Origin of the sequence: Sporosarcina sp. FSL K6-1540 (assembly GCF_038620285.1) — a bacterium.
Lineage (GTDB): Bacteria > Bacillota > Bacilli > Bacillales_A > Planococcaceae > Sporosarcina > Sporosarcina psychrophila.
Window position 1 is genome coordinate 3,553,492 of sequence record NZ_CP152018.1, and the last position, 23,867, is coordinate 3,577,358.

Consider the following 23,867-nt stretch of genomic DNA (forward strand, 5'->3'; position numbering starts at 1 on the left):
GTACTCACTATGGCGATATTTGGGAAAGATTTTAGTTACAACGCAAGGGTATATTCTATACAGTTTTCCGGCCATTCTTCTATATGGGGTGTTTACTTCTTCTAGTAAGCGACTTACTTTCATCCAAATTCACGAAAAATGAGTCAGTAAAGTTAGAGTGTTTTCTATCGTTACTTTTTCATATGATTTTCGGATTATTATTACTTTGGATTAGTCTGCCCGCGGCTCTAATTTACTTTATGATAGATAGGTATTTAAGCAAGCGAAAAACTCTGTATAAATGGAGCGAAACTTATATAAGCTTAATGATTCCAATTGGATTATTTCTATTGATAATATTGATTTTAGTAGTAGGAGATTTCACTGTGAACTGGAAGGACTATATTGTCTTTTGATTCACTATAACAATGATTTTATTAGTAGAAATGGGGTACCAGTTATGGAAGTTACGTTAGAAAAAGCAAACGAATTTGATGCGCAATCTCTTTTTGATATACAAGTAAATGCATTTTTACCATTACTTGAAGTTTATGAGGATTACAATACTAATCCAGCGAATGAAACGATCGAGCGAATGATAACAAGGATAAACAACACGTCAGGAGGAGTTTATAAAATAAAATCGGATACTATTCTTGTTGGGGCTATTAGTGTCTGGTGGAAAGAGGAAACTGAATTTTGGATCAGCCCAATGTTTATTCAACCGAAATACCAGGGGCAAGGAATTGCACAGAAAGCAATATCACAAATAGAGGGACTTTTTCCTCAAGCGGTTAGTTGGGAGTTGGCTACTATAGCGGAAGAAAAACGTAATTGTTATTTATATGAAAAGATGGGCTTTATAAAAACAGGAGAAACCAAGAAAATAAATGACAGCACGACACTTATTTATTATAAAAAAGGTTTATGACTCTTATAAATTATTCTTGACCAACAGAAAGTGATTGAAGGGATGGAACACAGATTGCTAGAAAACTAGCACGTTTCGTGTGGAACAGGAAAAAGGCAGGGATAACAGGAAATGCTTATCTATTGCGGACAGTTAGTTGTAATAGGGAATGTGTGGAAGTCTTAGAGGGGGATAATTGTGGGATATAAGTTTGAAAGTTTGACACAAGAACAAGCGGAAGAGATTGCATATAATTGGCACTATAATGCGGAATATTCTTTTTACGATATGGTAGCAGATAAAGAAGATCTAGTTGAGTTCTTAGAAGCTCAAAAACGGGGTGACTCAAATTTCTTTGTTACTAAAGACAATGATGCTATAGGCTTCTTTACTTTTAATGAAGTAGCTAACAACACCATTGATATAGGGTTAGGCATGAGACCAGATTTAACTGGTAATGGCAACGGTTTGGGATTTGTCCAAGCAGGTTTGGATTTTGCTAAATCAAAATACAGACCAGAAAAAATAACATTATCAGTAGCAACTTTCAATCAAAGAGCTATAAAAATATATAGGGAAATCGGGTTTGATGAAGTTGATACATTTATGCAGGAGACAAATGGAAGTAGATTTGAATTTATGAGAATGCTTTATCGATGCTAATACAGGTTCATTACCTTTAATAGCTGGGATAACTTTTTATGTATGGCACTAACTTTATGACGAAAATAGAAGAAAGAATCTTTTATTACTTAATGTTACTTAGTGGTTTTATAATGCGGAGGTATTTACATTGAAAAATGGTCGTAATAGCGGTTTAATTTATTGGAGATTGAATTATAGAAAAAAGTTTATTAGGACTTTATGGATGATTCCACCTAGTATTATTCTGATTATAATGCTACTTATTTCCGAGATCTCTTATTCACTAAAAATAGTATTAACTTTGGCATTAATAGTTACTTTGCCTATTCAATTATTTTACACGCATTATAAGTGGAAAAGTGACATAGAATTTTAAAAATGAACTATTAAATTTTCTTGATGAGGAGAATATTGTTTATGGAAATAAAAATACTGACATTACAAACAGGTAAATTAGAAATAATGAAAGAATTTTATACGCAATATTTAGGTTTTTCTCTTTGTGGTGAAAGTCCAAAAAGTTTTCAAATTCAAGTAGGAACTAGCATTTTAGAATTTACGAATGAAAATGTAGTAGGGGAGCCATATTATCATTTTGCATTTAATATTCCACCCAATCAATTTCAAGAAGCGAAGGAATGGTTAAAAGGAAAAACAACGCTTTTATTAGAAGATGGAGAAGACGAGGCTGATTTTGCATTTTGGCCTGCACATGCTTGCTATTTTGAAGATCCAGCAGGAAATATAGTAGAACTCATAGCTCGATACTATGTAAATCCAAATAGTGAATCGACATTTGCAGTAAATAACATTTTGAATATCAGTGAAATTGGTTTAATTGTAAAAGATTCACCAAGGGTTGGCGAGCAATTCAAAGAAATAAATATTTTTGATAGTGATAATGATCCAATTACTACTTCTTCTTTAAACTTTATGCAAGAAAATAAAAATGGTGTTTTTATTATTTTAGCTAGCATAGGTAGAAGATGGCTGTTCTCGGAAAAGAAATCTGAAATTTTTCCAATGAAAATAACACTTGATAAACAATATTGCGTAGGTATAGATGAAGAACATGAATTTTTCATTAAAATTATTATGGAATGAAGTCATATAGGGACTTAGAATTTGTTGATGATAATGAATCAAAAGAATACCCTATTCAATTTTGAGGAGATGGATGGCAATTACTTTTTGGTAAACTTGAAAAGGTCGATTTCTCGTATGGGAAATCGACCTTTTCAAGTTTGTATGCTATTTGCACCGAATGAAAATATAACTCCCGATTTATTTTTTCATTCGACGAGAATATCAGCTTTTCTAAGTGCTTCTTCCGCTTTTCTGATATATTCTTCGTCGTCCGCCAATACCGTATGAAGATGAATACCACCTTCTGTTAGCTTTGATAAATAAATTGCATCTGCCTCTCTGATTCGCTTGATGAATTCTTTTACTTCATTCCGATTGGAAACCATTATTGACGCACTAAGATCTCCATAGACAGGATGCTCAATTTTGACGTCCTTTACTGTAACGCCGTTATCGACAAAAATGTTCAACTCTTCCATCGTTTGGTCCGGAGTATGTTTGCAAACAATCGTCTTTTCGATTCTCTTAGGTGCCGCTTGCACATGCATATAAATATAGCCCTGACTTGTTGCGACAATAGGTTCGTTTTTTGCTTTCAGCAATGTAATATCTCCAACAATCACCTGACGGCTGACATTTGTCATTTCTCCGAGTATTCTTCCTGTAATAGGTTTATCGGACGTCTGTAACGTATCGACGATTAATTGGCGACGTTCATCCCCAAGAATTTTTTCGTTTTCATTCATTATATAACCACCTCGCATAGCTATTTTACCATATTTAACGTATGTATAACCCTAAATGATAGCTCTATATATGTTGACCAAATGAATACGGCGTATGCGCATTACAAAGGCTTTTGGGAGGCCACTGAAAAAGTCCCAATACTTAGAACTAATTAGAATTCCCGCCAATATCGCTTCGACGCTTTGTGCATGCCTCCCGCGATAAGCCAGAAAGAAGACCGCTTGGGAGGGATTGAACTGCATCCCTCCTTAGTCTTATCGCTCCGGCTACCACGAAGTCGCGCCTTCGCTGAGCGCCAAGCGTTCTACAACCTAATATCCGGAATTACAACTCTCTCCTTATTGAGCGTCACAGCAAGTTCAATGGGATTCATTAATTCAACATATATAGCAAGTAATTTTCGAGTAGTAATTGAAACAGAGGCTAAAGGTTCCCAGGAAAGTATAAGTATCAGAAAATACATTGTATTCCGCGAACAAGTATGTTAAGGTAATAAAATAATTAATATGAAGTCAAAACTTCATTTGAAAAGATAATGACGGAAGAACTTCAAAAAGGAAGAGTGAAGATGAAATTAAAGGATCTGATTCACGAGTATTACGACCAACTGTCAAAAAGCCAGAAAAAAGTCGCGACTTATATAATCGATAACCCAAGAAATATTGCGATGTCTACGGCACAAGAAATTGGGAAGAAAATCGGTGTCAGCGAAACGACAGTCATTCGCTTTTGCTATAGCCTGCATCTCTCTGGTTATGGCGAACTACAAAAGGTCATCCGTGAACAATTGCTATTTCAAGAGAGTAGCTTCACAACATATCAGAAATCTAAACTGGAACTTGAACAGGCACCGCATTTTTTCACAAAAGTGATGGAGCGGGATCGAATAGCGATTGGAGAGACGATGAAACAAATTAAAGAAGAAGACTACGAAAAGGCAATCGAGCAGCTCTCTCAAGCAGAAACCATTTATATTCTTGGTCTGCGCTCTTCGTATACTGCAGCCAATTGGCTCTCATACACGCTTGGTTTAGTGAAAGGAAATGTCAGACTGTTACGACCGGAAACGGAGGATGTAATCCAAACGCTCAGTCAAATGAACGATAAGTCCGTTGTCATCGCCATTTCGTTTCATCGGTACTTGAAAGAAACAATTCAAATTGCGGAATTGGCACATAGACAACAAGCTTTCATTATCGGAATTACTGATTCAATGTTAGCCCCGATTCATACATTCAGTGATTTGTTATTTCCAATTTATTCGCCTAACAAGTCGACGCTCGATGCAACGGCTTCTCTATTTTCATTCATGAATGCGATTATTGCAGGATTGTCCGTGAAGGAGAAGGACAGTTTCGAAAAAAGACGTGAAACGTATCAATCGATACCAAGCGATTTCTTATTTGTTGAAGGAGTTGATTGAAAATGAAAGCAGTGTTACAAGAAATGAAGCCGATTGTTGAAAAGGTTTTTAACCATTTACACTCACATCCTGAAATTAGTTGGCAGGAATTTGAGACGACAAATTATTTGCAACAATTGTTAGAGAATGAAGGATTTCAAGTTACGACATTCGACGATTCAACGGGACTTGTAGTAACACTGGGGTCTGGTGATCCTTGTATTGGACTTCGAACAGATATCGATGCACTCTGGCAGGAAGTGGATGGGGTCTTTCAAGCGAACCATTCATGCGGACATGATGCGCATATGACGATTGCAATTGGCGCTTTACTCGTTTTGAAAAAGCTTAGGTATCCGAAAAACGGGCGACTAAAAGTGATTTTTCAACCAGCTGAGGAAAAGGGGACGGGCGCATTATCATTTGTGGAAAAAGGGATCGTTGACGATATCGACTATTTGTATGGTGTCCATCTCCGTCCGATTCAAGAAATCGGTCATGGCTATGCATCCCCAGCCATTATGCATGGTGCTGCAAAAATGATTAAAGGAACAATCGTGGGGACAGATGCGCATGGAGCAAGACCGCATCTTGGACAAAACGCCATAGAAGTGATGGCACTTCTCGTACAGGCAATCCACTCCATCCACGTTGACCCAATGGTCCCGCATTCTGCAAAAATGACGATGTTCCAAGCGGGTGGAGAGTCAGCCAACATCATTCCCGGAAGTGCAGTATTTAGTCTGGATTTACGCGCCAAAACAAACGTGGTTATGGACAAACTGATGAATTTAGTTGATAAAGCGATTAGTTCGGTTGCAGAACTGTCTGATGTTATCATTAATTATGAAATAATCGCGGAAATTGCAGCTGCCCAAGTCGATGACACTGCTGTCGAAATGATGGCACAAGCGATAAGGGAAACAGTTGGGGAACAATTTTTGGTGCCGCCTATTGTCACACCAGGCGGAGAAGACTTCCATTACTACACATTAAAAAGACCTTCTGTTAAAGCGACAATGCTCGGTCTTGGCTGCGACTTATCGCCAGGCCTTCATCATCCCAACATGACATTCAATCATGATAGTATACTGACCGGAATTGAAATACTCGTTCGAACGGTCATCCATTCATTCGGGCAGTTAGAGAGAAGGAAGTGAACCAAATGGACGTCAACCTATCCATTCGCAAACTAGAAACCAATGAAGACATGCGCCTGGTCCAATCGCTTGAACGAGCAATCTGGGGCCTTGAACCGATACCGACTCATCAAACCTATACAGCAGCGAAAAATGGCGGGTTATTGTTAGGCGCTTTCTTAGGTGATGAAATCGTTGGCTTTTCATATGGTTTTCCGGGTTTCACCAATGGTAAGCCGTATTTATGTTCACATATGCTTGGCATTCTTCCGAACTATCAACTGATGGGAATCGGAAAGTTGCTAAAGGATGAACAGCTTAAAATTGCCAAGGAAATGGGATACAATTTGATTACTTGGACATTCGATCCATTGGAAAGTCGCAATGCTTATTTAAATGTGTCGAAACTGTACGCAATTTGTGATACTTATTTAGTGAATTGTTACGGTGAAATGGAAGATGGTTTGAACAAAGGATTACCATCAGACCGTCTTCAAGTCGAATGGTGGGTTTCGAGCGAAAGGGTCGAGGACAAGTGGACACCGCAAGTTTCCGACTATGATCGACCATTTATAGTTGAGAAATCCCATAAAGGAAATCCAACACTAGTTGTGGATTCGGAAAATGTCCTGTTAAACAGTGTTGGTGTTGAAGTTCCGGTACCAGAACAATTTCAGTCGATCAAAAAGAATGAACCTGAACTAGCGCTCGACTGGCGATTGAAAATAAGGACCGTTTTTCAATCGTTATTTGGTTCTGGCTATGCGCTAGTAGGAGTGAATAGGTCTGAAGAAGGCGTTCATTATTATCAATTTGTAAAAAGAAACACAATTCCACTGACAATAAAAAATAGAGGAGAATCCGAATGATTATAAAAGAAATCAACATCCGAAAAATGAAAATGAGAATGAAGCACCCGTTCACAACTAGTTTTGGTACGTTCCAAGATAAAGATTTTCTGTTACTTGAAGTGAAAGATGAGCTGGGTAATACGGGATGGGGGGAGTCAGTGGCATTTCACTCGCCTTGGTACAGCGAAGAAACACTTGAAACGAATTTACATATGATCCGTGATTTTCTGATACCTATCGTATTAGGAAGGGAAATCGGACATCCCGACGAAGTAAGTGAATTGTTCGCTGCAATCCGTAAAAATAATATGGCGAAATCCACTTTGGAAGGCGCAATTTGGGATCTTTATGCTAAGCGTAACAAATTGACATTGGCGAAGGCTCTTGGTGGCGAACGCGATAAAATTGAAGTGGGTATCAGTATCGGGATCCATGAAAATATTGCTAATCTAGTCGAAACGGTACGTGGTTTTGTGGAAGAGGGATACAAGCGTATTAAAGTGAAAATCAAACCGGGCTATGACGTTGATGTAATCCGCGAGTTGCGCAAGAATTTCCCGGATGTGCCACTTATGGCAGATGCCAACTCGGCTTATACATTGGACGACATTGAACTTCTCAAACAGCTGGATGAATTTAACTTGACGATGATTGAACAGCCGCTTGCTTCAGACGATATTTTCGACCATGCGAAATTACAAAAACAATTGAAAACACCAATCTGTTTGGATGAAAGCATTCACTCCCTTGAAGATACACGAAAAGCGATTGAGCTTGGTAGTACGCAAATCATTAACATTAAAATCGGTCGTGTTGGAGGTCTTACTGAAGCGAAGAAAATTCATGATTATTGCATGGAACGTCAAATACCTGTTTGGTGCGGCGGAATGCTGGAATCAGGAATCGGCCGTGCGCATAATGTAGCGCTCACAACACTTCCAAACTTCATATTACCAGGCGACACTGCTGGATCCTCACGTTACTGGGAGGAAGACGTTATTACTCCAGAAGTTGTAGTGGAGGACGGCTATATTACTGTTCCAACCGCATATGGAATAGGTTACGAACCCAACTTGAAAGCTATGAATAAATTCACGGTAGACGAGTTACACTTCAAAGCTGAATGAGGTGTGATGAGAAAGGCTGAATAGGTGTAGGGAAGGATGACTTAAATCGTCCTTTCTGATTGGAGAAATCAGAAAATAAAATCTATTGTAGTAGTTTGACTATAAAGAGACACTGCGGCTAAAACGGGGGATGAGTAATGAGAAAAAGTTTTCAAATCGCTGGAGCTTTTATCGGAGTGATTGTTGGAGCAGGATTTGCATCAGGTCAGGAAATTTTACAGTTTTTCACTAGTTTTGGACCAATTAGTATCGTTGGAACACTTGTAGCAACTGTCTTATTTGCATTTTTAGGGATGAACTTGACACAATTGGGAAGTCGTTTGCAAACTAAGTCTCATCAACGTGTAATCTATCATATATGTGGTCGTTATTTAGGGGTACTTGTTGATGTTATTATTACATTTTTCCTTTTCGGGGTAACTGTAGTCATGTTCTCAGGGGCTGGCGCAATTTTTGAACAGCAATTTGGCATTCCTAGTTTCATTGGAAGTATTTTGATGGCGATTGTAACCATATTGACGGTAACGTTGAGTGTTCAAAAAGTGATTACACTCATCGGAGCATTTACTCCGTTTTTACTATTAATAGTGATCGTAATTACAGTTTACTCATTAATAAATTTTGACTTTGCTACTGCTGATCTGTCAGCCGCTGTTGTCACTCAAAATAAAGGTGCATCCCATTGGCTACTGGGCGCAATTTTATATGTCTCTTATAATTTGGCAGCTGGAGCCGCGATGCTCACGGTTATGGGTGGCACTGTAAAGGATGAGAAGGTTGCGGCATGGGGTGGAATCATCGGTGGTCTTGGATTGGGACTACTCATCCTGCTTATCAATGTCTCAATGCTGACTCAGTTAAAAGCGATTGCAAGTGTACCGATGCCAATGCTGTTTTTGGCAAATAATATTAGCCCTATAATGGGGGCAATTATGTCCATTATCTTATTGGGGATGATTTACAATACAGCGGTTGGAATGTTATACGCATTTTCAGCTCGTATCGTTAAAACTGAAACAGTGCGTTTTAAAGGTGCCGTTACAATTTTTGGTGTAGCTGCGTTCGGCGCGAGTTTTATTGGATTCATCACACTTGTTGGTACTGTCTATCCAGTGATGGGCTACCTAGGTTTCACATTAATTGCTGCAATTATCTTCACATGGGCAAGGAAAAAAGGAACAGTTGGTAAAATAGATTCTTCGAATTAATTAATGCTTCACAAATCAAATTCAGTATTGTTTGGTTATTTGAAACTATCGGTAATTGAGTGGTGAAGAAGGAGTAATATGTGGCAATAAGGTGTGAAAGAGAATGGGATTTATCAGCTAGCGAATCCCAACATCACAAACTCCTGCATTTGCCTTCGTAATCTTATGCAAAAACATAGAGGGAATTATCGCCGCGAAAGTTAGCCCTTTCGTCCTTAATACCAGGACGATTGGGCTTTTTCTGGGTATAGGAAGAAGAGAAGGTGGGTTTGCTACTTTTTACAACAATAACAAAATAGTAATATCTTAGATTGCAGAATGTTATTGTTAACGGATTGAACATGTGTTGATTCACCAAAGTTAACCTGAAGATAGGAGTTTTTTTCGAAATGCTGTGAAATAATCTTGAAGGTAGAATGGAACAGGTTGACACATGATTATATAGAACTATAATTAGTAGAGATTTATCTTATAATAGTTGTAAAGGAGAACCGATTTTGTTTACTCATCCTTCCATGGAATCATATAGTGTAGTTGTTGGTGAATACTCTTTTTCAATCATTCTTTTGTCCGTTATCATTGCGAGCTTTGCTTCCTATACCGCGATATCCATGAATGAGCGAATGCAAGAGAATAGCTTTTTTCATCGAAATTTGTGGCTCATATTAGCATCGGTTGCTTTGGGGTTCGGGATATGGTCCATGCATTTTATTGGAATGGGTGCCTATTTATTACCCATTTCGATGACTTACAAACCTGAGCTTACATTTTTGTCGATTATTCCAGCAATTGCAAGTTCATTTTTAGTGTTTACTTTAGTCAACCGCACGCGAAAAACGATTGGATTAAGTTTGATTTCGGGTGTCGCAATGGGAATTGGTATCTCTGCCATGCATTATATTGGGATGGCGTCTATGGAATCAGATGCTATCTATACATATGATCGCACAATTTTTACTGCATCTGTGGCGATTGCAATTAGTATTTCTTTTATCGCAATCTACATTTTTTCTTCTCTTCAGCATCTTTTGAAAAATAAACTCCTGAAAACAGTTACTTCGCTCGTTATGGGGTTAGCAATTTCTAGCATGCATTATACCGGACTCATGGGGACTACTTACTATATTCATCGTGACAAGATTGATAGTCTGCATGAGATTCATCAAATGGATATGAACTATCTTAACATTTCAGTTTCAATTGGTTTGGGTCTATTGCTGCTATTATTACTATTATCGAGTTTTATTGATCGGTATATTGATTACCGCGTAAACTATTTCGAGTCCTTAACGAGAATCCCAAACAGGCGGAGCTTTGAGAAAATGTTGAACAGTCCCTCTTATGATGGAAGTCTTGCAATGTGGTATATCCCCGACATTGAAAAAATCAATGTTGAACAAGGGTATATTTTCGGAGACAAAGTTATTCAGTATTTGGGACGTTTTTTCTCTCAGTGGTCATCATCCTCTATGAAACTTTACCAGCTTCAGGGCAAGCGTTTTGTCTTTCTTCTTCAGGGGGTGGACGGAATCGTTGAGTTTGAACGCACCATGAATAAGGTTGCAGAGCAACTTAAAGCACTGACTGAAATCGATGGCAAATTAATTAAGATTGAAGCGGTCTGCGCGATGTCAACTACGGAAGAACATCGGGATCCGAAGCGTTTGTATACAGAAGCGCTTACTGTGTTAGAGCATCCATCGACACGCTATGATTACCAGGTGATTCGTTTTGATAATGCAATCCATTCTCATTCATTCGAAGAAGAAATCCTAGAGAGTATAGAAGGTGCGATGCACGAAGGACAATTATTCATGGTTTATCAGCCGAAAGTAAGGGCTAGTACTAATGAATTGTCGGGGTTTGAAGCTTTGATTCGTTGGAAGCATCCGAAATACGGTATGCTATCTCCAGTAACTTTCATACCAATACTTGAACAAAGCACACGAATAGGAGATGTCACGAACTGGATAATCGAGCAAGTTTGCAAACAGATTGCAGAGTGGGGAAAAACGACTTTCCAAGTACACCCCGTTTCAATTAATATTCCTGGGGATTATGTTACATCACCAATCCTACTTAATGTATTAACGGAAATGGTGAAAAAGTATAAGTTGGAACCGTATAATTTAGAATTAGAAATTACGGAAACGAGTGTAGTGAATTCGATTGAAGATGCGGTGAAAGCCCTCAATACGTTTCGAGAAAAAGGTTTTTCTGTAGCATTGGATGATTTCGGAACAGGAGTTTCATCTTTGTCTTACTTGAAAAGATTGCCGATTTCGACTTTGAAAATAGATAAGTCATTTATTGACGATGTACCACAATCTGAGAAAGATTCATCTATTCTCAAGGCAATTCTCGCAATCGGTCGAACGTTAAATTTAGATATTGTACTAGAAGGTGTAGAAACTGAAGAGCAAGTACAATTTCTAAGCCAAGAGTCGGAGTCGTTAATCTTCCAAGGCTATTATTTTGCTAAGCCAATGACTTCGACAGAACTTTTGAATTGGTTAGCGCAGCGCAAGCCGGTTTAATTTTAAGAAACTATGCTGAATGGTTTAAAAGATTAAATGTTATGGATAATCTATAGGGTGCTCTAAATAGTTGAAAAACGTTCTAAGCTTGAACTAACGAAAAAATGTATAAGAAATTCGTTCTATTCGCAATTCTACCTGTTGTTCTCGTCACCATCTTGCTCATAATAAAATGAACTTCAATACCTGAAAAGGCACCGACATATGGGAGTATTACTATTTGTCGTTACTTTAGAGGGGCAGTGACGATATTCATTGTCCGTTCATAATATCTGAAGTAAAAGTAGTTCACTCATACACGCTTGACAATTCAGTTAAGTGTTGTATGATAGTTTAAAATCTTCTAAAACTTGAACGGTGATGAAGGATTACTATGCGAATCCATGTTGTGAAAGAGAGCGGAATTTATCAGCTGGAAGATTCCGTCACGACAATCGCAGAACCTACCTTCGTAGTCTTATGTAAAACATAGGCGCCCCCCTCGGCGTTATGGGGATAAGTGGGATGTGTTCGCATGCATCCAATTATGGTGGTACCGCGGAAGCTAAGCCCTTTCGTCCTTAATATCAGGACGAGTGGGCTTTTTTTGTTTTCCACCACAAGAAGGAATGGGGTATTGGAATGAAAAAACAACGGATTGTCGTGAAAATAGGAAGCAGTTCTTTAACAAATGTTAAAGGTGAAATCGATCAAACGAAATTCAACGATCATATCGATGCGCTTGCCGTACTACGTAAAGCAGGGCATGAAGTGATCCTTGTTTCTTCTGGTGCAGTCGCGGCTGGGTTTGCAAAGTTAGGCTATTCATCGCGGCCAATAACAATCAAAGGGAAACAGGCGGCTTCGGCGGTGGGCCAGGGTTTGTTAATGCAATCTTATATTGAAAAGTTTAGTGTTCATGGAATCGTGCCAGCTCAGATTTTATTGACACGAATCGATTTTTCGAATCGTGAGCGCTATAGAAATGCATTTGCGACTATGACGGAACTGTTGGAACGCGGAATCGTGCCCATTATTAATGAAAACGACACAGTCTCTGTTGAAGAACTGACTTTCGGTGACAATGATATGCTGTCAGCACTTGTCAGTGGCTTTCTCCATGCGGACCAGCTTATTATTTTAACGGATATTAATGGACTTTATGAATCAAATCCACGCAAATATCCATTAGCGAAACGACTTGATTATCTTGAACAGATTACAGATGACTTACTAAAAGGAGCTGCCGATACGGGATCAAAAGTGGGAACAGGTGGCATGAAATCAAAACTACTAGCTGCAAAAACAGCAACATCACTAGGTGTTTCCGTTTTCATCGGAAGGGGAGAAGGTTCGAATAAACTACTAACGATTTTACAGGGGGGAGGCGACGGCACCTATATTTCCAATCCAGCTATCGCTAAGATTAATACGAGCAGACAATGGATCGTGTTGCATTCCGAATCGACAGGTGAACTTCACGTTGATCAAGGGGCGGAAGTGGCTATTTTATATAACGGAAAAAGCTTATTACCTGCAGGTGTTGTTAAAGTAAACGGGGATTTTCACAAAGGTGACGTTGTTGAAGTATTTGGCGTGAATGGGATTTTAGGTAAAGGAGAAGTAAGTTATTCTTCTGGTGAATTAAGAAACGCGATTGAAGACAGAAACAAGGAAAAAGAAGGTGAACTAGTTTCATCGGCTGTTGAAGTCATTCACCGGGACCGCTGGGCACAAATATGAAATGAGGGGATTTAGCATGAGCGAAGTACACTTAAAAGGGAAAGCTGCAAAAGAAGTAAGTTATTCGTTGGTGAACATCACAACCGACCAAAAGAACAAAGCACTGGCATTAATTGCCGAACAATTAGTGGCCGATCAAACGTCCATACTTGCTGAAAATCAGAAAGACTTGGACGATGGAAAAGCGAAAGGTTTTACTGACGCAATTCTTGACCGCATCCTACTCACTGGAAAACGAATAGAAGACATGGCGAATGCCATCCATCTGTTAATCGAATTACAGGATCCGATTGGAGAGACAGTGGAGACCATTGAAAAAGACAATGCATTGCTTATTGAAGTGAAGCGGGTACCAATTGGCGTTATCGGTATGATTTATGAAGCGAGACCGAATGTCACTGTTGACGCGGCGACGCTTGCCCTTAAAACGGGGAACGCCGTCATTTTACGCGGAAGTTCTTCTGCGAAATATTCGAACTTGGCTCTTATAAAGTCAATTCATGCTGCTCTTGATAAAAGTGATGTTCCCAAAATATCTATCCAATTAATTGAAGATACGAGCAGGGAGACGGCAAAAGAACTGTTCCGGCTTAATGAATACTTGGACGTTCTAATTCCAAGGGGTGGCAAAACACTTATTGAAACAGTAATTCGTGAAGCAACAGTTCCGGTCATTCAAACTGGGGCGGGTAATTGCCACATCTATATTGACGAATCAGCAGAGCTAGAAATGGCTACTAATATTGCATTGAATGCAAAGATTCAGCGTCCATCCGTTTGCAATGCCATTGAGACAATCTTAATCCATGACAAGTGGTTTACGTTGTATGGAAAAGAACTTATCGAAAAATTGCAGGAGAACGATGTGGAGATATACGGAGATGAAACTGTTGTTCGAGAATGTGAAAAGGTGCGAGCTGCATCCGAATCAGATTGGTCAACGGAATATCTCGGGTTAACAGTTAGTGTCAAAATTGTAACGAGTATGGAGGAAGCAATTACTCATATTACCAAATACGGGACAAAGCATTCCGAAGCGATTATCACCAATGATGAAAAGCATGCTACGATTTTCTTGAATTATGTCGATGCCGCCGCAGTCTATCATAATGCTTCGACTCGATTTACGGATGGTTTTGAATTTGGTTATGGCGCGGAGATTGGAATTAGCACACAGAAATTGCATGCACGGGGTCCGATGGGATTAAAGGCGTTGACAACGACAAAGTATGTCATCCGTGGAAATGGGCAAGTGCGGGTATAGAGAGAATTATTGGTGGATCCGAGGGTATGTTCGAAAATCGCGGGTAAATCCGTGAAACAGTGGGTACACCCGAAAGCAGCAAGTGGAAACCCATAGCAAACAACATCAAAAAATCCGCGGAGTTTAACATCCCGCGGATTACTTTAATTCAATTCCAAATGTTGCTTCATGGTACCTGTAACTTCCTGTAATTCTGTTTCATCCATAATGTAATACCATATACCGCCGTTCATTCGCTTGCCTTCACCTTTTTCAAAATGAAGTTGCTCCACTTTACCAGCCGCGTCACGGTAATTCTTTTGGACGTCTACCATTTCATCGAACGTCATATTTGTTTTTACATTGTCACCCAGGGCATTGAAGACACTGCGGTATTTTAACAGACTCTTTATGGAGGTTCCTTCATGCAGTACTCCTTCAATTACCTGTTTCTGTCGATCTTGACGCCCGAAGTCGCCGTTAGGATCGCCTTTCCGCATCCGCACATAGGATAGTGCTTCTTTGCCGTCCAAGGTGATGTCACCAGTAGCGTAATGAATCGAATCCTGTGTAAATTCAAAAGGATTGTTAACGCTGATACCGCCGACGGTATCTACAATTGTCTGGAAACCTTCCATATTGACTTCCATAACATAATCAATGGGAATATCCAGTAGATTCTCGACCGAATCCAGTGACATCTGAATGCCACCGAATGCATACGCATGGTTTAATTTATCTGTGGTCCCGTGGCCAATGATCTCTGTGTACGTATCCCTTGGAATACTGACCATTTTCGTCGTTTTTAACTTAGGATTAACGGCCATTACAATCATCGTATCCGAGCGACCTTTATCACCTTCGCGTTCATCAACACCCAAGACAAGCACTGAAAACGGATCTTGGTTACCCAAAGTAATTCCTTCTGCTCGCTTCTCAGATAATTCGCGGTCAATCGGTTTATACATAGCTTTCAACGTTGACGTCAAGTCAAAATAGACATTCAATGCAAAACCGCCGATTATTAGGCTGATTACTGCAATGACCCATGGCCATTTTCTACGTTTCTTATTTTTCTTCATATCTGCTCGATTCATTATAGTTCCTCCAGTTGGTGTCATTCGAAAAAGTGTACCTGGATATAGACGCTCAACCTTACGTCTAAGTTTCAATTAGATTAAGAAAGATCCAGCTAGATTAGTAAGACTTCTAGTTTCTTACAGTTTAGAGCCTGAAATTTACTCGAATACAATTCGCATCAGTACTTAAATAAGTGTTGAAACAGCATTGTAATGTAGAAACTCTGCTGCTATAATTCGTATACTTAGTTATGAAATGTTTGGGCATTTTTACAAGCAAAGCATTATAAAATTCACAACGGTGTTTAATGAAGGAGAGACTGCATTGGAAGATAAGATACGATTACGCCTCGTTTTGACGGGGATTTTATTGGGAATATTAATGGCTGCAATGGATAATACAATTGTAGCGACAGCGCTCGGTTCAATATTGGGAGATTTGGGCGGTGTGGACAGCTACATTTGGATTACGTCTGCTTATGCAGTAGCTGTACTTGCGGGTATGCCGATTTTCGGAAAGTTATCCGATATGTATGGACGAAAAAGGTTCTTTTTATTTGGTATCATTGTTTTCTTAGTTGGGTCTGCTCTTTGTGGGCTTGCACAAACGGTTCCGCAGCTTGCGGTATTCCGGGCGATCCAAGGAATTGGGGGAGGGGCATTATTACCAATTGCATTCACTATTGTCTTTGATGTATTTCCTCCTGAACAGCGTGGTAAAATGACAGGCCTTCTTGGTGCTGTATTTGGCGCTTCAAGTGTTCTAGGTCCTTTGCTAGGCGCATGGATTACGGAATCAATAAGCTGGCACTGGGTATTTTACGTCAATATTCCAATCGGCGCGATTTCTTTATTCTTGATCATTCGCTATTATAAAGAAGCTGCACAACCGATCAAGCAGACAATCGACTGGCTAGGCGCAATTACACTTGTTACAGCTGTCGTCAGCCTGATGTTTGGGCTTGAATTGGGCGGGAAAAAGTTTGAGTGGTTATCATGGCAAAGTATTACCCTCTTTAGTATATTTATTGTCTTTTTTATTGTCTTTATATGGGCTGAAACGAGAGCAAAAGAACCGATTATTTCATTTTGGATGTTCAAGAACAGACTTTTTGCATCATCCCAGGCCCTGGCATTCTTATATGGTGCTACATTTATTGGCCTGACAATTTTCATCCCTCTTTTTGTGCAGGCTGTATACGGTGGATCTGCCACAAATGCGGGAATTATTCTTATGCCGATGCTTCTTGGTTCGGTCGCTGGAAGTGCTCTTGGAGGAATATTGCAGACGAAAACATCGTATCGCAATATCATGGTGATCTCGGTTATCGCTTATTCAATCGGTATGGTGTTAATGAGCACAATCACACCTGATACATCACGAATCGCATTATCCCTATTTATGGTACTTGTTGGATTTGGCGTAGGGTTTTCTTTTTCATTACTGCCCTCTGCATCGATGCATGAAATGGACTACCGCTATAGGGGATCGGCTAACTCAACGAACTCGTTTTTCCGTTCGTTAGGCCTTGCCCTCGGGATTACCATCTTCGGTGCGATTCAAACAAAATTGCTAACAAGTGAAATGAGCACTGGTTTTGCGAAACTTGGTGGAAGCGGGCAGGGCGGACCGGAATCACTTGGAAATATCCAAACGGTATTTCAGCCAGAAGCTCGCGCCAACATCCCGCCAGATATATTGGATGTGATTGTAAATGCAATGTCTACATCAATTTCAGCCACATATCTCTGGTCACTTATACCAGTTGGAATTGCAGTTATTGCCGTTTTCTATATGGGTAATGAAAGACTAGATGTAACTAAAAAACAGTAAAACATTAAAGCTGTCACATCCATTTTTTACAATGGGCGCGACAGCTTTTCTTTGATTTATGACAGTTGCTACTACAACTAGTTTCGTTTGAAGCGACTGGTTTTCTTGGGTTTTAACCGTTGTATTCTGTCGTCTACTTCTTGTTCCATTTCAGCTGTTTTTCCTTCGTCCACTTGGAATGAAGTGATTTCATCCCCTTGGATTTCAACTAAAAACCATGTGCCAGCCTTGCTGTCAATTGGGAGCGTGTTTATGTCGACATGGAATTCTTTCTGCAACTTTTCAACTAAAAGAAGTGCTTTGTCATTGTCTGTGAATCGATCAAGATATGCTGAATACATAATTATCCTCCTGTGCACGCAATGCCTTGCGTGAGAATGTCGGTAATCCGGGCAGGTCCGATGCCTTTTATTTTCCTAAGATCGTCAACTGATTGGTAAGGGCGGAGTTGGATTAAATCTTGTGAACGGGCGGGACCGATGTGGATAATTCGCTGTACCTCCACTTCACTTGCTGAGTTGATATTAACACATGAGGCAATTGAAACTGGCTGTGTCTCATTTTTTGGTTCAGGTGTAGGTACAACTTCAGTTTCTACTTCAGGTGGTGTGTGCTTTATAGTCCCTTGGTTATTTGTATGGACGCTAAAAGTCTTACCATCTGTTTCAACAATAACTGTTCCGTGAATATCCGTTCCATAAACGAGAACACCGCTTTTTTCAAGCCGATTAATCGTTTCGATATGCGGATGTCCGTATTGATTGTCAACACTTGCCGAATAAATCGCTATATCTGGTTGAACGGCCTTTAGAAAACTATCGGTTGTTGATGTTTTCGAGCCATGGTGACCCACTTGTAAAATATCTGCCTTTAGGTTTGCACCACTACTAAGCATTTCACTTTCTGCTTCCTCTTCACTGTCACCAGTAAAGAGGAAGGAAATCTCTCCGTATTGTAAACGAATCGCAATCGAATTGTTATTTGTATCGCCTGACAGCGATTTCGGATGAAGTACTGCAACCTCTAGCGGCCCAATGTCGAATACATCGCCAACCTCAGGCTCATAGTAATCTACGTTATTGTCTTCAATTGCAGCAAGTGCACTCGTGAAAACTTGCGAATTCGTAGTTTCACCATTCATCCATACTTCTGATACATCAAATGTACGGATGATTTTATCCAGTTGCCCAATGTGATCTGCATGGGGATGCGTAATCGCGACAATATCGATGTCTGTTATGTTGTGGGCTTGAAGATAGGACACAACTTCTGTGGAGCTCCAATCTCCGGTATCGATGAGTACTGCAAATGCTTCATCACCCTGGTTGTATTCAATCAATGTGGCGTCTGCCTGTCCGACATCTATGTAATGAACTTTCATCCTCGAGAGCGGTAGATTTTGCTGTTCAATGGAATCTGCATCTTCCACTTTAACAACTTTGTTCTGTTCTTCGTTTGCTTGTTCTTCTACTAATTCGGAATCCCCATTTACATTATCAGGTATAGGTGACTGTGTTGTACTTTGACCGCAACCTGCAAAAATAAGTAGGCCCGCGATTAAATAAAGACTGGTAAATATATTCTTAATCATTTTTTCTCCTCTATCATTCGGGTATTTTCTTACTAGTATAGTGTAGCAGACATAGGTGCTGTGGATAACATTGTTATTATGTGATAAATTAATGGGATTTAATACCAACGACCAAGCGTTCATACTTTGTACAAGCATATCCAATAATTCCACCTGTTATAATAGCTCATCAGCCCTTATAATAGAAGTATATTCTAAAAGGAGTTGTCGTAGGCTTGAAGCATGTTTCGAAGTTTGCAACAAAGATTATGGTTCTCGTCCTCTTAGTCACTGGAACAGTAGCAAGTGTGGGGTGGTACTTCTTTGATGCAAATAAAGGAATCGCAGTATCGTTTTCCGAATTGGAAAAAACAATTCAAGCTCAAAACGATCAAGTTGTATCGCTTAAAGAAACGTCTAACGGAACATTATTCTTACAGACGAAAGATGAGCAATACGTAACTCAAGTTCGTCCTGAAAGCCAGTTAGTCGAACAATTAGTCGAAAAATATAATATATCATATAACTATTCCGATCAAAGCAAATTAAGTAGTTTATTGTTCGGAGGAGTGTTCATTACGCTGCTCATTACATTAATTGTGCTTCATAAAAAAGGAAAGATCGGCGTAGGTGCCTCTTCTATGAAAAATAGCGCATCTAAATCGACGCCTTTACCCGATATAACATTACAAGATATTGGTGGGCTTCCTGAAGAAATGAAGGAAGAGATTTTACAGACGTTATCTATTGTGAAAGATCCGAAACGGTCGGCCCAAGTAGGTATTCAGCCACCCAACGGAATTCTTTTATATGGTCCACCGGGTACTGGGAAGACTTTACTTGCACAAGCAATTGCACGCGAAATAGGAGCAACCTTTTTTTCGTCCAGCGGGTCAGCGTTCACAGAACTATTTGTTGGTGTAGGTGCTTCCCGTGTACGATCTCTGTTTGAAAATGCAAGAAAGCAACGACCAGCAGTCATATTTATTGATGAAGTCGATGCACTTGCAGGTAAACGGAAAACACATGGTGGGGAAGAAGCGGAAAAAACATTAACGGAACTTCTTGTTCAGCTAGATGGTGGCAATAATAACGACGGTGTGCTATTCATTGCAGCAACGAACCGAAAAGATATGTTAGATGAAGCTTTTCTTCGTCCAGGTCGAATCGATTATTCATTCCAAGTACCCTTACCTGATACGACTGGAAGAAGAGAAATTATTGATATTCACACGAGAGGTAAGCTGTTGGCTGATGAAGTCTTTGCTGCATTAGATACTCTTGCCGAAAGTACATCAGGATTTTCAGGAGCTGAACTGAGTTCTCTCTTTAAAACAGCGAGCAGAAGAGCAATTCGAGATGGACGTGAACAAATTGCTAAGAGTGATCTTGACTTTGCAATTGACCGCACCATTCTTGGAAGCGCCTCCCGTTCGATGAATGACCCGGAGACGAAGAGAAGAGTAGCCATTCATGAATCCGGTCACGCGCTAGTAGCTGCAGTAACAAAGCCTGGTTCAGTAAGGAAAGCAACAATTATTCCACGCGGCCAAGCACTTGGGTATGTAGCACCGATTCAGAAAGAGCTTCACTTGTCTACGTATAGTGAATTATTAGACCAAGTCAGTATGATCCTTGCTGGTGGCGTTGCCGAACGAATATATCTTGGCGAACACAGTATTGGCGTAAGCGGCGATGTTCAACAAGCGAAAGAAATCATCGAGCGCATGGTTGATACAGGTTTATTACAAAACGGCTTCACGCTAACTTTCAATAAAAGCGAGAAAGAAGCGAAGATGCAAATTCTTTTTGATGAAGCACTTCTCAAAACAGAAAACCTAATTAAAGAACACGTGTCAGAATTCAAACAGTTGGTGGATCTATTAATGCAAAAGGAAACACTGGACGGCTCAGAAATACAACAGATTGTTAGCAGGCACGTAGTCGAAATATAAATGTGTTAAAAAAAGTAATCAACGGGAGAGGCATTTGCCTCTTCTTTTTTTATGCAGTAGAAAACGATAGAAAGCCGTTTGGTTGAGCTTTCATCAGTAGAATTTGTTAGCCGACTATATCTGTAAGGCGAACGATCATATATGCTACTCAACCAATCATAAGTCAGCCCTGACCGATCATATATGCTACTCAACCAATCATAAGTTAGCCCCGACCAATCCTATATGCTACTTAACCAATCATAAGTCAGACTCAACCAAGCATATCTATAAAAATCATCCCATTCCCTAGCGTTTGAATCCACAAGTTCGTTCTAATTTCCTCCCGTTCCTCCTACAGTGTAACAAGGCATAGAAATGGGGGAGATTATCTATGTTAATAGATGGAGTTTTTTCAGGAGGAGGATTAAAAGGATTCGCGTTAGTTGGGGCTTATCAAGTCCTCGAAGAAAAGGGGTATCGATTTCATCGTGTAGCTGGAACGAGTGCGGGCGCAATTCTTGCCAGTTTCATTGCGGCTGGTTATTCGGCTAAGGAAATTGAAAAGATGCTGGATGAACAAGATTTTCAGGTGCTTCTTGATCCACGGAAGACAATAATTCCTTTACCGTTAATGAAATGGTTTCAACTGTATTGGCGACTTGGTTTATACCAAGGTAATGCTTTGGAGAATTGGTTTTTAGAAAAATTAGCAGCAAAAGATGTCTATACATTTTCAGATTTACCGCCGGGAAAACTAAAGCTTGTTGCTTCGGATTTAACGAATGGAAAAATGATTGTGCTTCCCGACGATTTGGAGGGCTATGGAATATCAGCAGAAACGTTTCCAATTGCTCGTGCATTACGCATGAGTTGCGGAATTCCATTTTTCTTCGAACCGGTACGATTAAAAGTAGGGAAGGGAGAGACGATTGTTGTGGATGGGGGGGTGTTGAGCAACTTCCCTATGTGGATATTTAACGACGAAGGTGGAAATACAGAACGTCCAGTCCTTGGTTTGAAGTTAAGTCGTAGCCAAGAAGAAATGCCGGGACATAAAATTGACAATGCCTTAGATTTATTTGAAGCCCTTTTTTCGACGATGAAAAATTCGCATGATGAAAGGTATATTTCGCGAAAGCATGAAAGAAATATCATTTTCATCCCAGTTGATGATTATAGTGCAACCCAATTTGATATGGATCAAGAAACAAAAGAGGGACTTATAGAAGCGGGACGCAACAGCACGATTCAATTTTTGAAAACATGGTGAAAAATACCGGGTACCAAAACGATTATGAGTCGTTTCGGTACCCAGTACTTTTTTTTAGAGCTTATGAAACTATAAAATCACGTACTATGGATAACCTGCGAAATAGGCTATTTCACGTCTAGACTCCAGCGCCTAGGGGCTTGCACTTTTGTTTACTTTAAAATTAGTTTTTTGCCCATTCAGTATGGAAATGGCCTTCTTTATCCAGGCGTTCATAGGTATGTGCGCCAAAATAATCGCGTTGAGCTTGGATAAGATTGGCCGGTAATGTCTCCGTACGGTAACTATCATAGTAAGCCAATGCACTTGAGAGAGCAGGAATTGGAATCCCATGTTGAGTGGCTACGGCTACTACTTCGCGAAGCGAATTCTGATAGTCTCCTACTATTTCTTGGAAATAGGGATCAACTAAAAGGTTTGGCAAGTCACTGTTAGTATCAAATGCCTCTTTGATATTCTGTAAGAACTGGGCACGAATGATACATCCTCCACGGAAAATCATGGCTACTTCTCCGTAAGGGATTTTCCACTCATACTCCTCAGATGCTGCACGCATTTGCGCAAAACCTTGGGCATATGAACAAATTTTACTCATATATAAAGCTTTACGAATCGCTTCAATCAACTCTTTTGGATCACCTACATACTTTTTCAGTTCAGGGCCTTTTAGTAGTTTACTTGCTGCAACGCGCTCTCCCTTAATAGAAGAAATAAATCGTGCAAATACGGACTCTGTGACGATTGGAAGGGACACGCCTAAGTCTAACGCATTTTGGCTAGTCCATTTTCCTGTGCCTTTTTGTCCGGCTACATCTAGAATTTGATCAATGAGCGGTTTCCCAGTTTCTTCATCCATCTTTGTGAAAATATCTGCTGTGATTTCAATGAGATAGCTGTCGAGTTCACCCTTGTTCCATTCTGAAAATATTTCATGCAACTCCTGCGCTTCAAGACCAAGTGCATGTTTCATGATGAAATAGGCTTCGGAAATCAGTTGCATATCGCCATATTCAATACCATTATGAACCATTTTCACATAATGTCCTGCTCCATCAAGGCCCATATATGCACTGCAGGGAATGCCGTCAACTTTTGCCGAAATAGCATCAAGAATGGGCTTCACTTGTTCGTAAGCTTCTTTTGAGCCTCCAGGCATAATCGATGGGCCGTTACGAGCTCCTTCTTCTCCACCAGAAACACCAGCACCAATGAAATGTATGCCAGATTCTTTTAAGGTTGCTGTGCGTCTATTTGTATCTTTAAAGAATGTATTTCCTCCATCGATAAGAATATCCCCTTGTTGAAGATGAGGGACAAGGGACTGGATCACTGTATCTGTTGTTTCCCCGGCTTTAACCATTAATAAGATCTTACGTGGAACTTCTAGCGAAGCGACTAGATCTTCAATGCTGTAGCTACCATGAATAGCTTTATCTTTCGCTTCTTTGTTGGAAAATTCATCTGTTCGATCTGTCCAATAATCATAGACAGCTACCGAATAGCCTTTACTTTCGATGTTTAGCGCAAGGTTCATCCCCATTACGCCCAAACCAATAACGCCCATTTGTTGTTTGATCATAT

Annotated in this window: 19 protein-coding genes; 14 read left to right on the forward strand and 5 right to left on the reverse strand. The window is 39.9% G+C overall.

The window, feature by feature from the left end; genetic code table 11:
- Nucleotides 1–439 precede the first annotated feature (439 nt).
- The 3 genes from MKY15_RS16810 to MKY15_RS16820 all read left to right on the forward strand — a co-directional run bounded on the left by MKY15_RS16810 (nucleotide 440) and on the right by MKY15_RS16820 (nucleotide 2,638).
- A complete protein-coding gene (locus tag MKY15_RS16810; protein WP_340741953.1) occupies nucleotides 440–910 on the forward strand; it encodes a GNAT family N-acetyltransferase in 471 nt (156 codons plus the stop codon).
- 177 nt (nucleotides 911–1,087) lie between these two features.
- Complete coding sequence (locus tag MKY15_RS16815; RefSeq protein ID WP_342538064.1) at nucleotides 1,088–1,552, forward strand: GNAT family protein; 465 nt, start codon at nucleotides 1,088–1,090, stop codon at nucleotides 1,550–1,552.
- A gap of 399 nt (nucleotides 1,553–1,951) precedes the next feature.
- Nucleotides 1,952–2,638, forward strand: a complete 687-nt coding sequence (locus MKY15_RS16820) for a hypothetical protein (RefSeq protein ID WP_342538065.1) — start codon at nucleotides 1,952–1,954, stop codon at nucleotides 2,636–2,638.
- A 188-nt stretch (nucleotides 2,639–2,826) separates the two neighbouring features.
- Here MKY15_RS16820 and MKY15_RS16825 read toward each other — a convergent pair whose 3' ends face one another.
- Entirely contained in the window at nucleotides 2,827–3,366 is a 540-nt protein-coding gene (locus MKY15_RS16825; protein WP_342538066.1) for a transcription repressor NadR, read from the reverse strand.
- Between the two features lie 569 nt (nucleotides 3,367–3,935).
- Here MKY15_RS16825 and MKY15_RS16830 point away from each other — a divergent pair.
- The 8 genes from MKY15_RS16830 (at nucleotide 3,936) to MKY15_RS16865 (ending at nucleotide 14,617) form a co-directional block, all read left to right on the forward strand.
- A complete protein-coding gene (locus MKY15_RS16830) occupies nucleotides 3,936–4,790 on the forward strand; it encodes a MurR/RpiR family transcriptional regulator (RefSeq protein WP_067208432.1) in 855 nt (284 codons plus the stop codon).
- A gap of 2 nt (nucleotides 4,791–4,792) precedes the next feature.
- Nucleotides 4,793–5,929 carry a M20 peptidase aminoacylase family protein gene (locus tag MKY15_RS16835; protein ID WP_342538068.1) on the forward strand — a complete coding sequence of 379 codons (1,137 nt, stop codon included), beginning with the start codon at nucleotides 4,793–4,795 and terminating at the stop codon, nucleotides 5,927–5,929.
- Nucleotides 5,930–5,934: 5 nt separating this feature from the next.
- Nucleotides 5,935–6,777: a GNAT family N-acetyltransferase gene (locus tag MKY15_RS16840; RefSeq protein WP_067208436.1), complete on the forward strand. Its 843-nt coding sequence runs from the start codon at nucleotides 5,935–5,937 to the stop codon at nucleotides 6,775–6,777.
- Nucleotides 6,774–7,886, forward strand: a complete 1,113-nt coding sequence (gene menC / locus MKY15_RS16845) for an o-succinylbenzoate synthase (RefSeq protein ID WP_342538069.1) — start codon at nucleotides 6,774–6,776, stop codon at nucleotides 7,884–7,886. The genes MKY15_RS16840 and menC overlap by 4 nt, the downstream gene beginning before the upstream one ends.
- A 137-nt stretch (nucleotides 7,887–8,023) precedes the next feature.
- The gene (locus MKY15_RS16850; protein ID WP_342538071.1) at nucleotides 8,024–9,094 is read left to right on the forward strand and encodes a hypothetical protein; all 1,071 of its coding nucleotides are present in this window, start codon (nucleotides 8,024–8,026) and stop codon (nucleotides 9,092–9,094) included.
- 497 nt (nucleotides 9,095–9,591) lie between these two features.
- Nucleotides 9,592–11,631, forward strand: a complete 2,040-nt coding sequence (locus tag MKY15_RS16855; RefSeq protein WP_342538072.1) for an EAL domain-containing protein — start codon at nucleotides 9,592–9,594, stop codon at nucleotides 11,629–11,631.
- Between the two features lie 621 nt (nucleotides 11,632–12,252).
- Nucleotides 12,253–13,353 carry a glutamate 5-kinase gene (gene proB, locus MKY15_RS16860; RefSeq protein ID WP_340741959.1) on the forward strand — a complete coding sequence of 367 codons (1,101 nt, stop codon included), beginning with the start codon at nucleotides 12,253–12,255 and terminating at the stop codon, nucleotides 13,351–13,353.
- A gap of 16 nt (nucleotides 13,354–13,369) precedes the next feature.
- Nucleotides 13,370–14,617 carry a glutamate-5-semialdehyde dehydrogenase gene (locus MKY15_RS16865; protein WP_342538073.1) on the forward strand — a complete coding sequence of 416 codons (1,248 nt, stop codon included), beginning with the start codon at nucleotides 13,370–13,372 and terminating at the stop codon, nucleotides 14,615–14,617.
- 143 nt (nucleotides 14,618–14,760) lie between these two features.
- Here the strand turns inward: MKY15_RS16865 and MKY15_RS16870 are convergent, their stop codons facing one another.
- Entirely contained in the window at nucleotides 14,761–15,693 is a 933-nt protein-coding gene (locus tag MKY15_RS16870; protein ID WP_067208451.1) for an LCP family protein, read from the reverse strand.
- Between the two features lie 364 nt (nucleotides 15,694–16,057).
- Here MKY15_RS16870 and MKY15_RS16875 point away from each other — a divergent pair, with 364 nt between their 5' ends.
- Nucleotides 16,058–17,509 carry an MDR family MFS transporter gene (locus MKY15_RS16875; protein ID WP_342539776.1) on the forward strand — a complete coding sequence of 484 codons (1,452 nt, stop codon included), beginning with the start codon at nucleotides 16,058–16,060 and terminating at the stop codon, nucleotides 17,507–17,509.
- Between the two features lie 77 nt (nucleotides 17,510–17,586).
- Here the strand turns inward: MKY15_RS16875 and MKY15_RS16880 are convergent, their stop codons facing one another.
- A complete protein-coding gene (locus tag MKY15_RS16880; protein WP_340741962.1) occupies nucleotides 17,587–17,850 on the reverse strand; it encodes a DUF3006 family protein in 264 nt (87 codons plus the stop codon).
- Between the two features lie 2 nt (nucleotides 17,851–17,852).
- On the reverse strand, nucleotides 17,853–19,100 hold the full coding sequence (locus tag MKY15_RS16885) for an MBL fold metallo-hydrolase (protein WP_342538074.1): 1,248 nt from the start codon (nucleotides 19,098–19,100) through the stop codon (nucleotides 17,853–17,855).
- A 248-nt stretch (nucleotides 19,101–19,348) separates the two neighbouring features.
- On the opposite strand from MKY15_RS16885, the gene MKY15_RS16890 reads away from it, so the two are divergent.
- Both MKY15_RS16890 and MKY15_RS16895 read left to right on the forward strand, forming a co-directional pair.
- Complete coding sequence (locus MKY15_RS16890) at nucleotides 19,349–21,034, forward strand: AAA family ATPase (protein WP_342539777.1); 1,686 nt, start codon at nucleotides 19,349–19,351, stop codon at nucleotides 21,032–21,034.
- Between the two features lie 373 nt (nucleotides 21,035–21,407).
- Entirely contained in the window at nucleotides 21,408–22,286 is an 879-nt protein-coding gene (locus MKY15_RS16895; RefSeq protein ID WP_342538075.1) for a patatin-like phospholipase family protein, read from the forward strand.
- Between the two features lie 163 nt (nucleotides 22,287–22,449).
- Here MKY15_RS16895 and gndA read toward each other — a convergent pair whose 3' ends face one another.
- On the reverse strand, nucleotides 22,450–23,865 hold the full coding sequence (gene gndA, locus MKY15_RS16900; protein WP_342538076.1) for an NADP-dependent phosphogluconate dehydrogenase: 1,416 nt from the start codon (nucleotides 23,863–23,865) through the stop codon (nucleotides 22,450–22,452).
- Between the last annotated feature and the right edge of the window lie 2 nt (nucleotides 23,866–23,867).

Bases quoted from the DNA above. Each gene is read 5' to 3' on its own strand.
- MKY15_RS16870 (WP_067208451.1), bottom strand. From the start codon at position 15,693: ATGAATCGAGCAGATATGAAGAAAAATAAGAAACGTAGAAAATGGCCA.
- MKY15_RS16825 (WP_342538066.1), bottom strand. From the start codon at position 3,366: ATGAATGAAAACGAAAAAATTCTTGGGGATGAACGTCGCCAATTAATC.
- MKY15_RS16885 (WP_342538074.1), bottom strand. From the start codon at position 19,100: ATGATTAAGAATATATTTACCAGTCTTTATTTAATCGCGGGCCTACTT.
- MKY15_RS16865 (WP_342538073.1), top strand. From the start codon at position 13,370: ATGAGCGAAGTACACTTAAAAGGGAAAGCTGCAAAAGAAGTAAGTTAT.
- gndA (WP_342538076.1), bottom strand. From the start codon at position 23,865: ATGATCAAACAACAAATGGGCGTTATTGGTTTGGGCGTAATGGGGATG.
- MKY15_RS16810 (WP_340741953.1), top strand. From the start codon at position 440: ATGGAAGTTACGTTAGAAAAAGCAAACGAATTTGATGCGCAATCTCTT.
- MKY15_RS16835 (WP_342538068.1), top strand. From the start codon at position 4,793: ATGAAAGCAGTGTTACAAGAAATGAAGCCGATTGTTGAAAAGGTTTTT.
- MKY15_RS16840 (WP_067208436.1), top strand. From the start codon at position 5,935: ATGGACGTCAACCTATCCATTCGCAAACTAGAAACCAATGAAGACATG.
- proB (WP_340741959.1), top strand. From the start codon at position 12,253: ATGAAAAAACAACGGATTGTCGTGAAAATAGGAAGCAGTTCTTTAACA.
- MKY15_RS16895 (WP_342538075.1), top strand. From the start codon at position 21,408: ATGTTAATAGATGGAGTTTTTTCAGGAGGAGGATTAAAAGGATTCGCG.
- MKY15_RS16890 (WP_342539777.1), top strand. From the start codon at position 19,349: ATGGTTCTCGTCCTCTTAGTCACTGGAACAGTAGCAAGTGTGGGGTGG.
- MKY15_RS16820 (WP_342538065.1), top strand. From the start codon at position 1,952: ATGGAAATAAAAATACTGACATTACAAACAGGTAAATTAGAAATAATG.
- MKY15_RS16875 (WP_342539776.1), top strand. From the start codon at position 16,058: ATGGCTGCAATGGATAATACAATTGTAGCGACAGCGCTCGGTTCAATA.
- MKY15_RS16830 (WP_067208432.1), top strand. From the start codon at position 3,936: ATGAAATTAAAGGATCTGATTCACGAGTATTACGACCAACTGTCAAAA.
- menC (WP_342538069.1), top strand. From the start codon at position 6,774: ATGATTATAAAAGAAATCAACATCCGAAAAATGAAAATGAGAATGAAG.
- MKY15_RS16850 (WP_342538071.1), top strand. From the start codon at position 8,024: ATGAGAAAAAGTTTTCAAATCGCTGGAGCTTTTATCGGAGTGATTGTT.
- MKY15_RS16880 (WP_340741962.1), bottom strand. From the start codon at position 17,850: ATGTATTCAGCATATCTTGATCGATTCACAGACAATGACAAAGCACTT.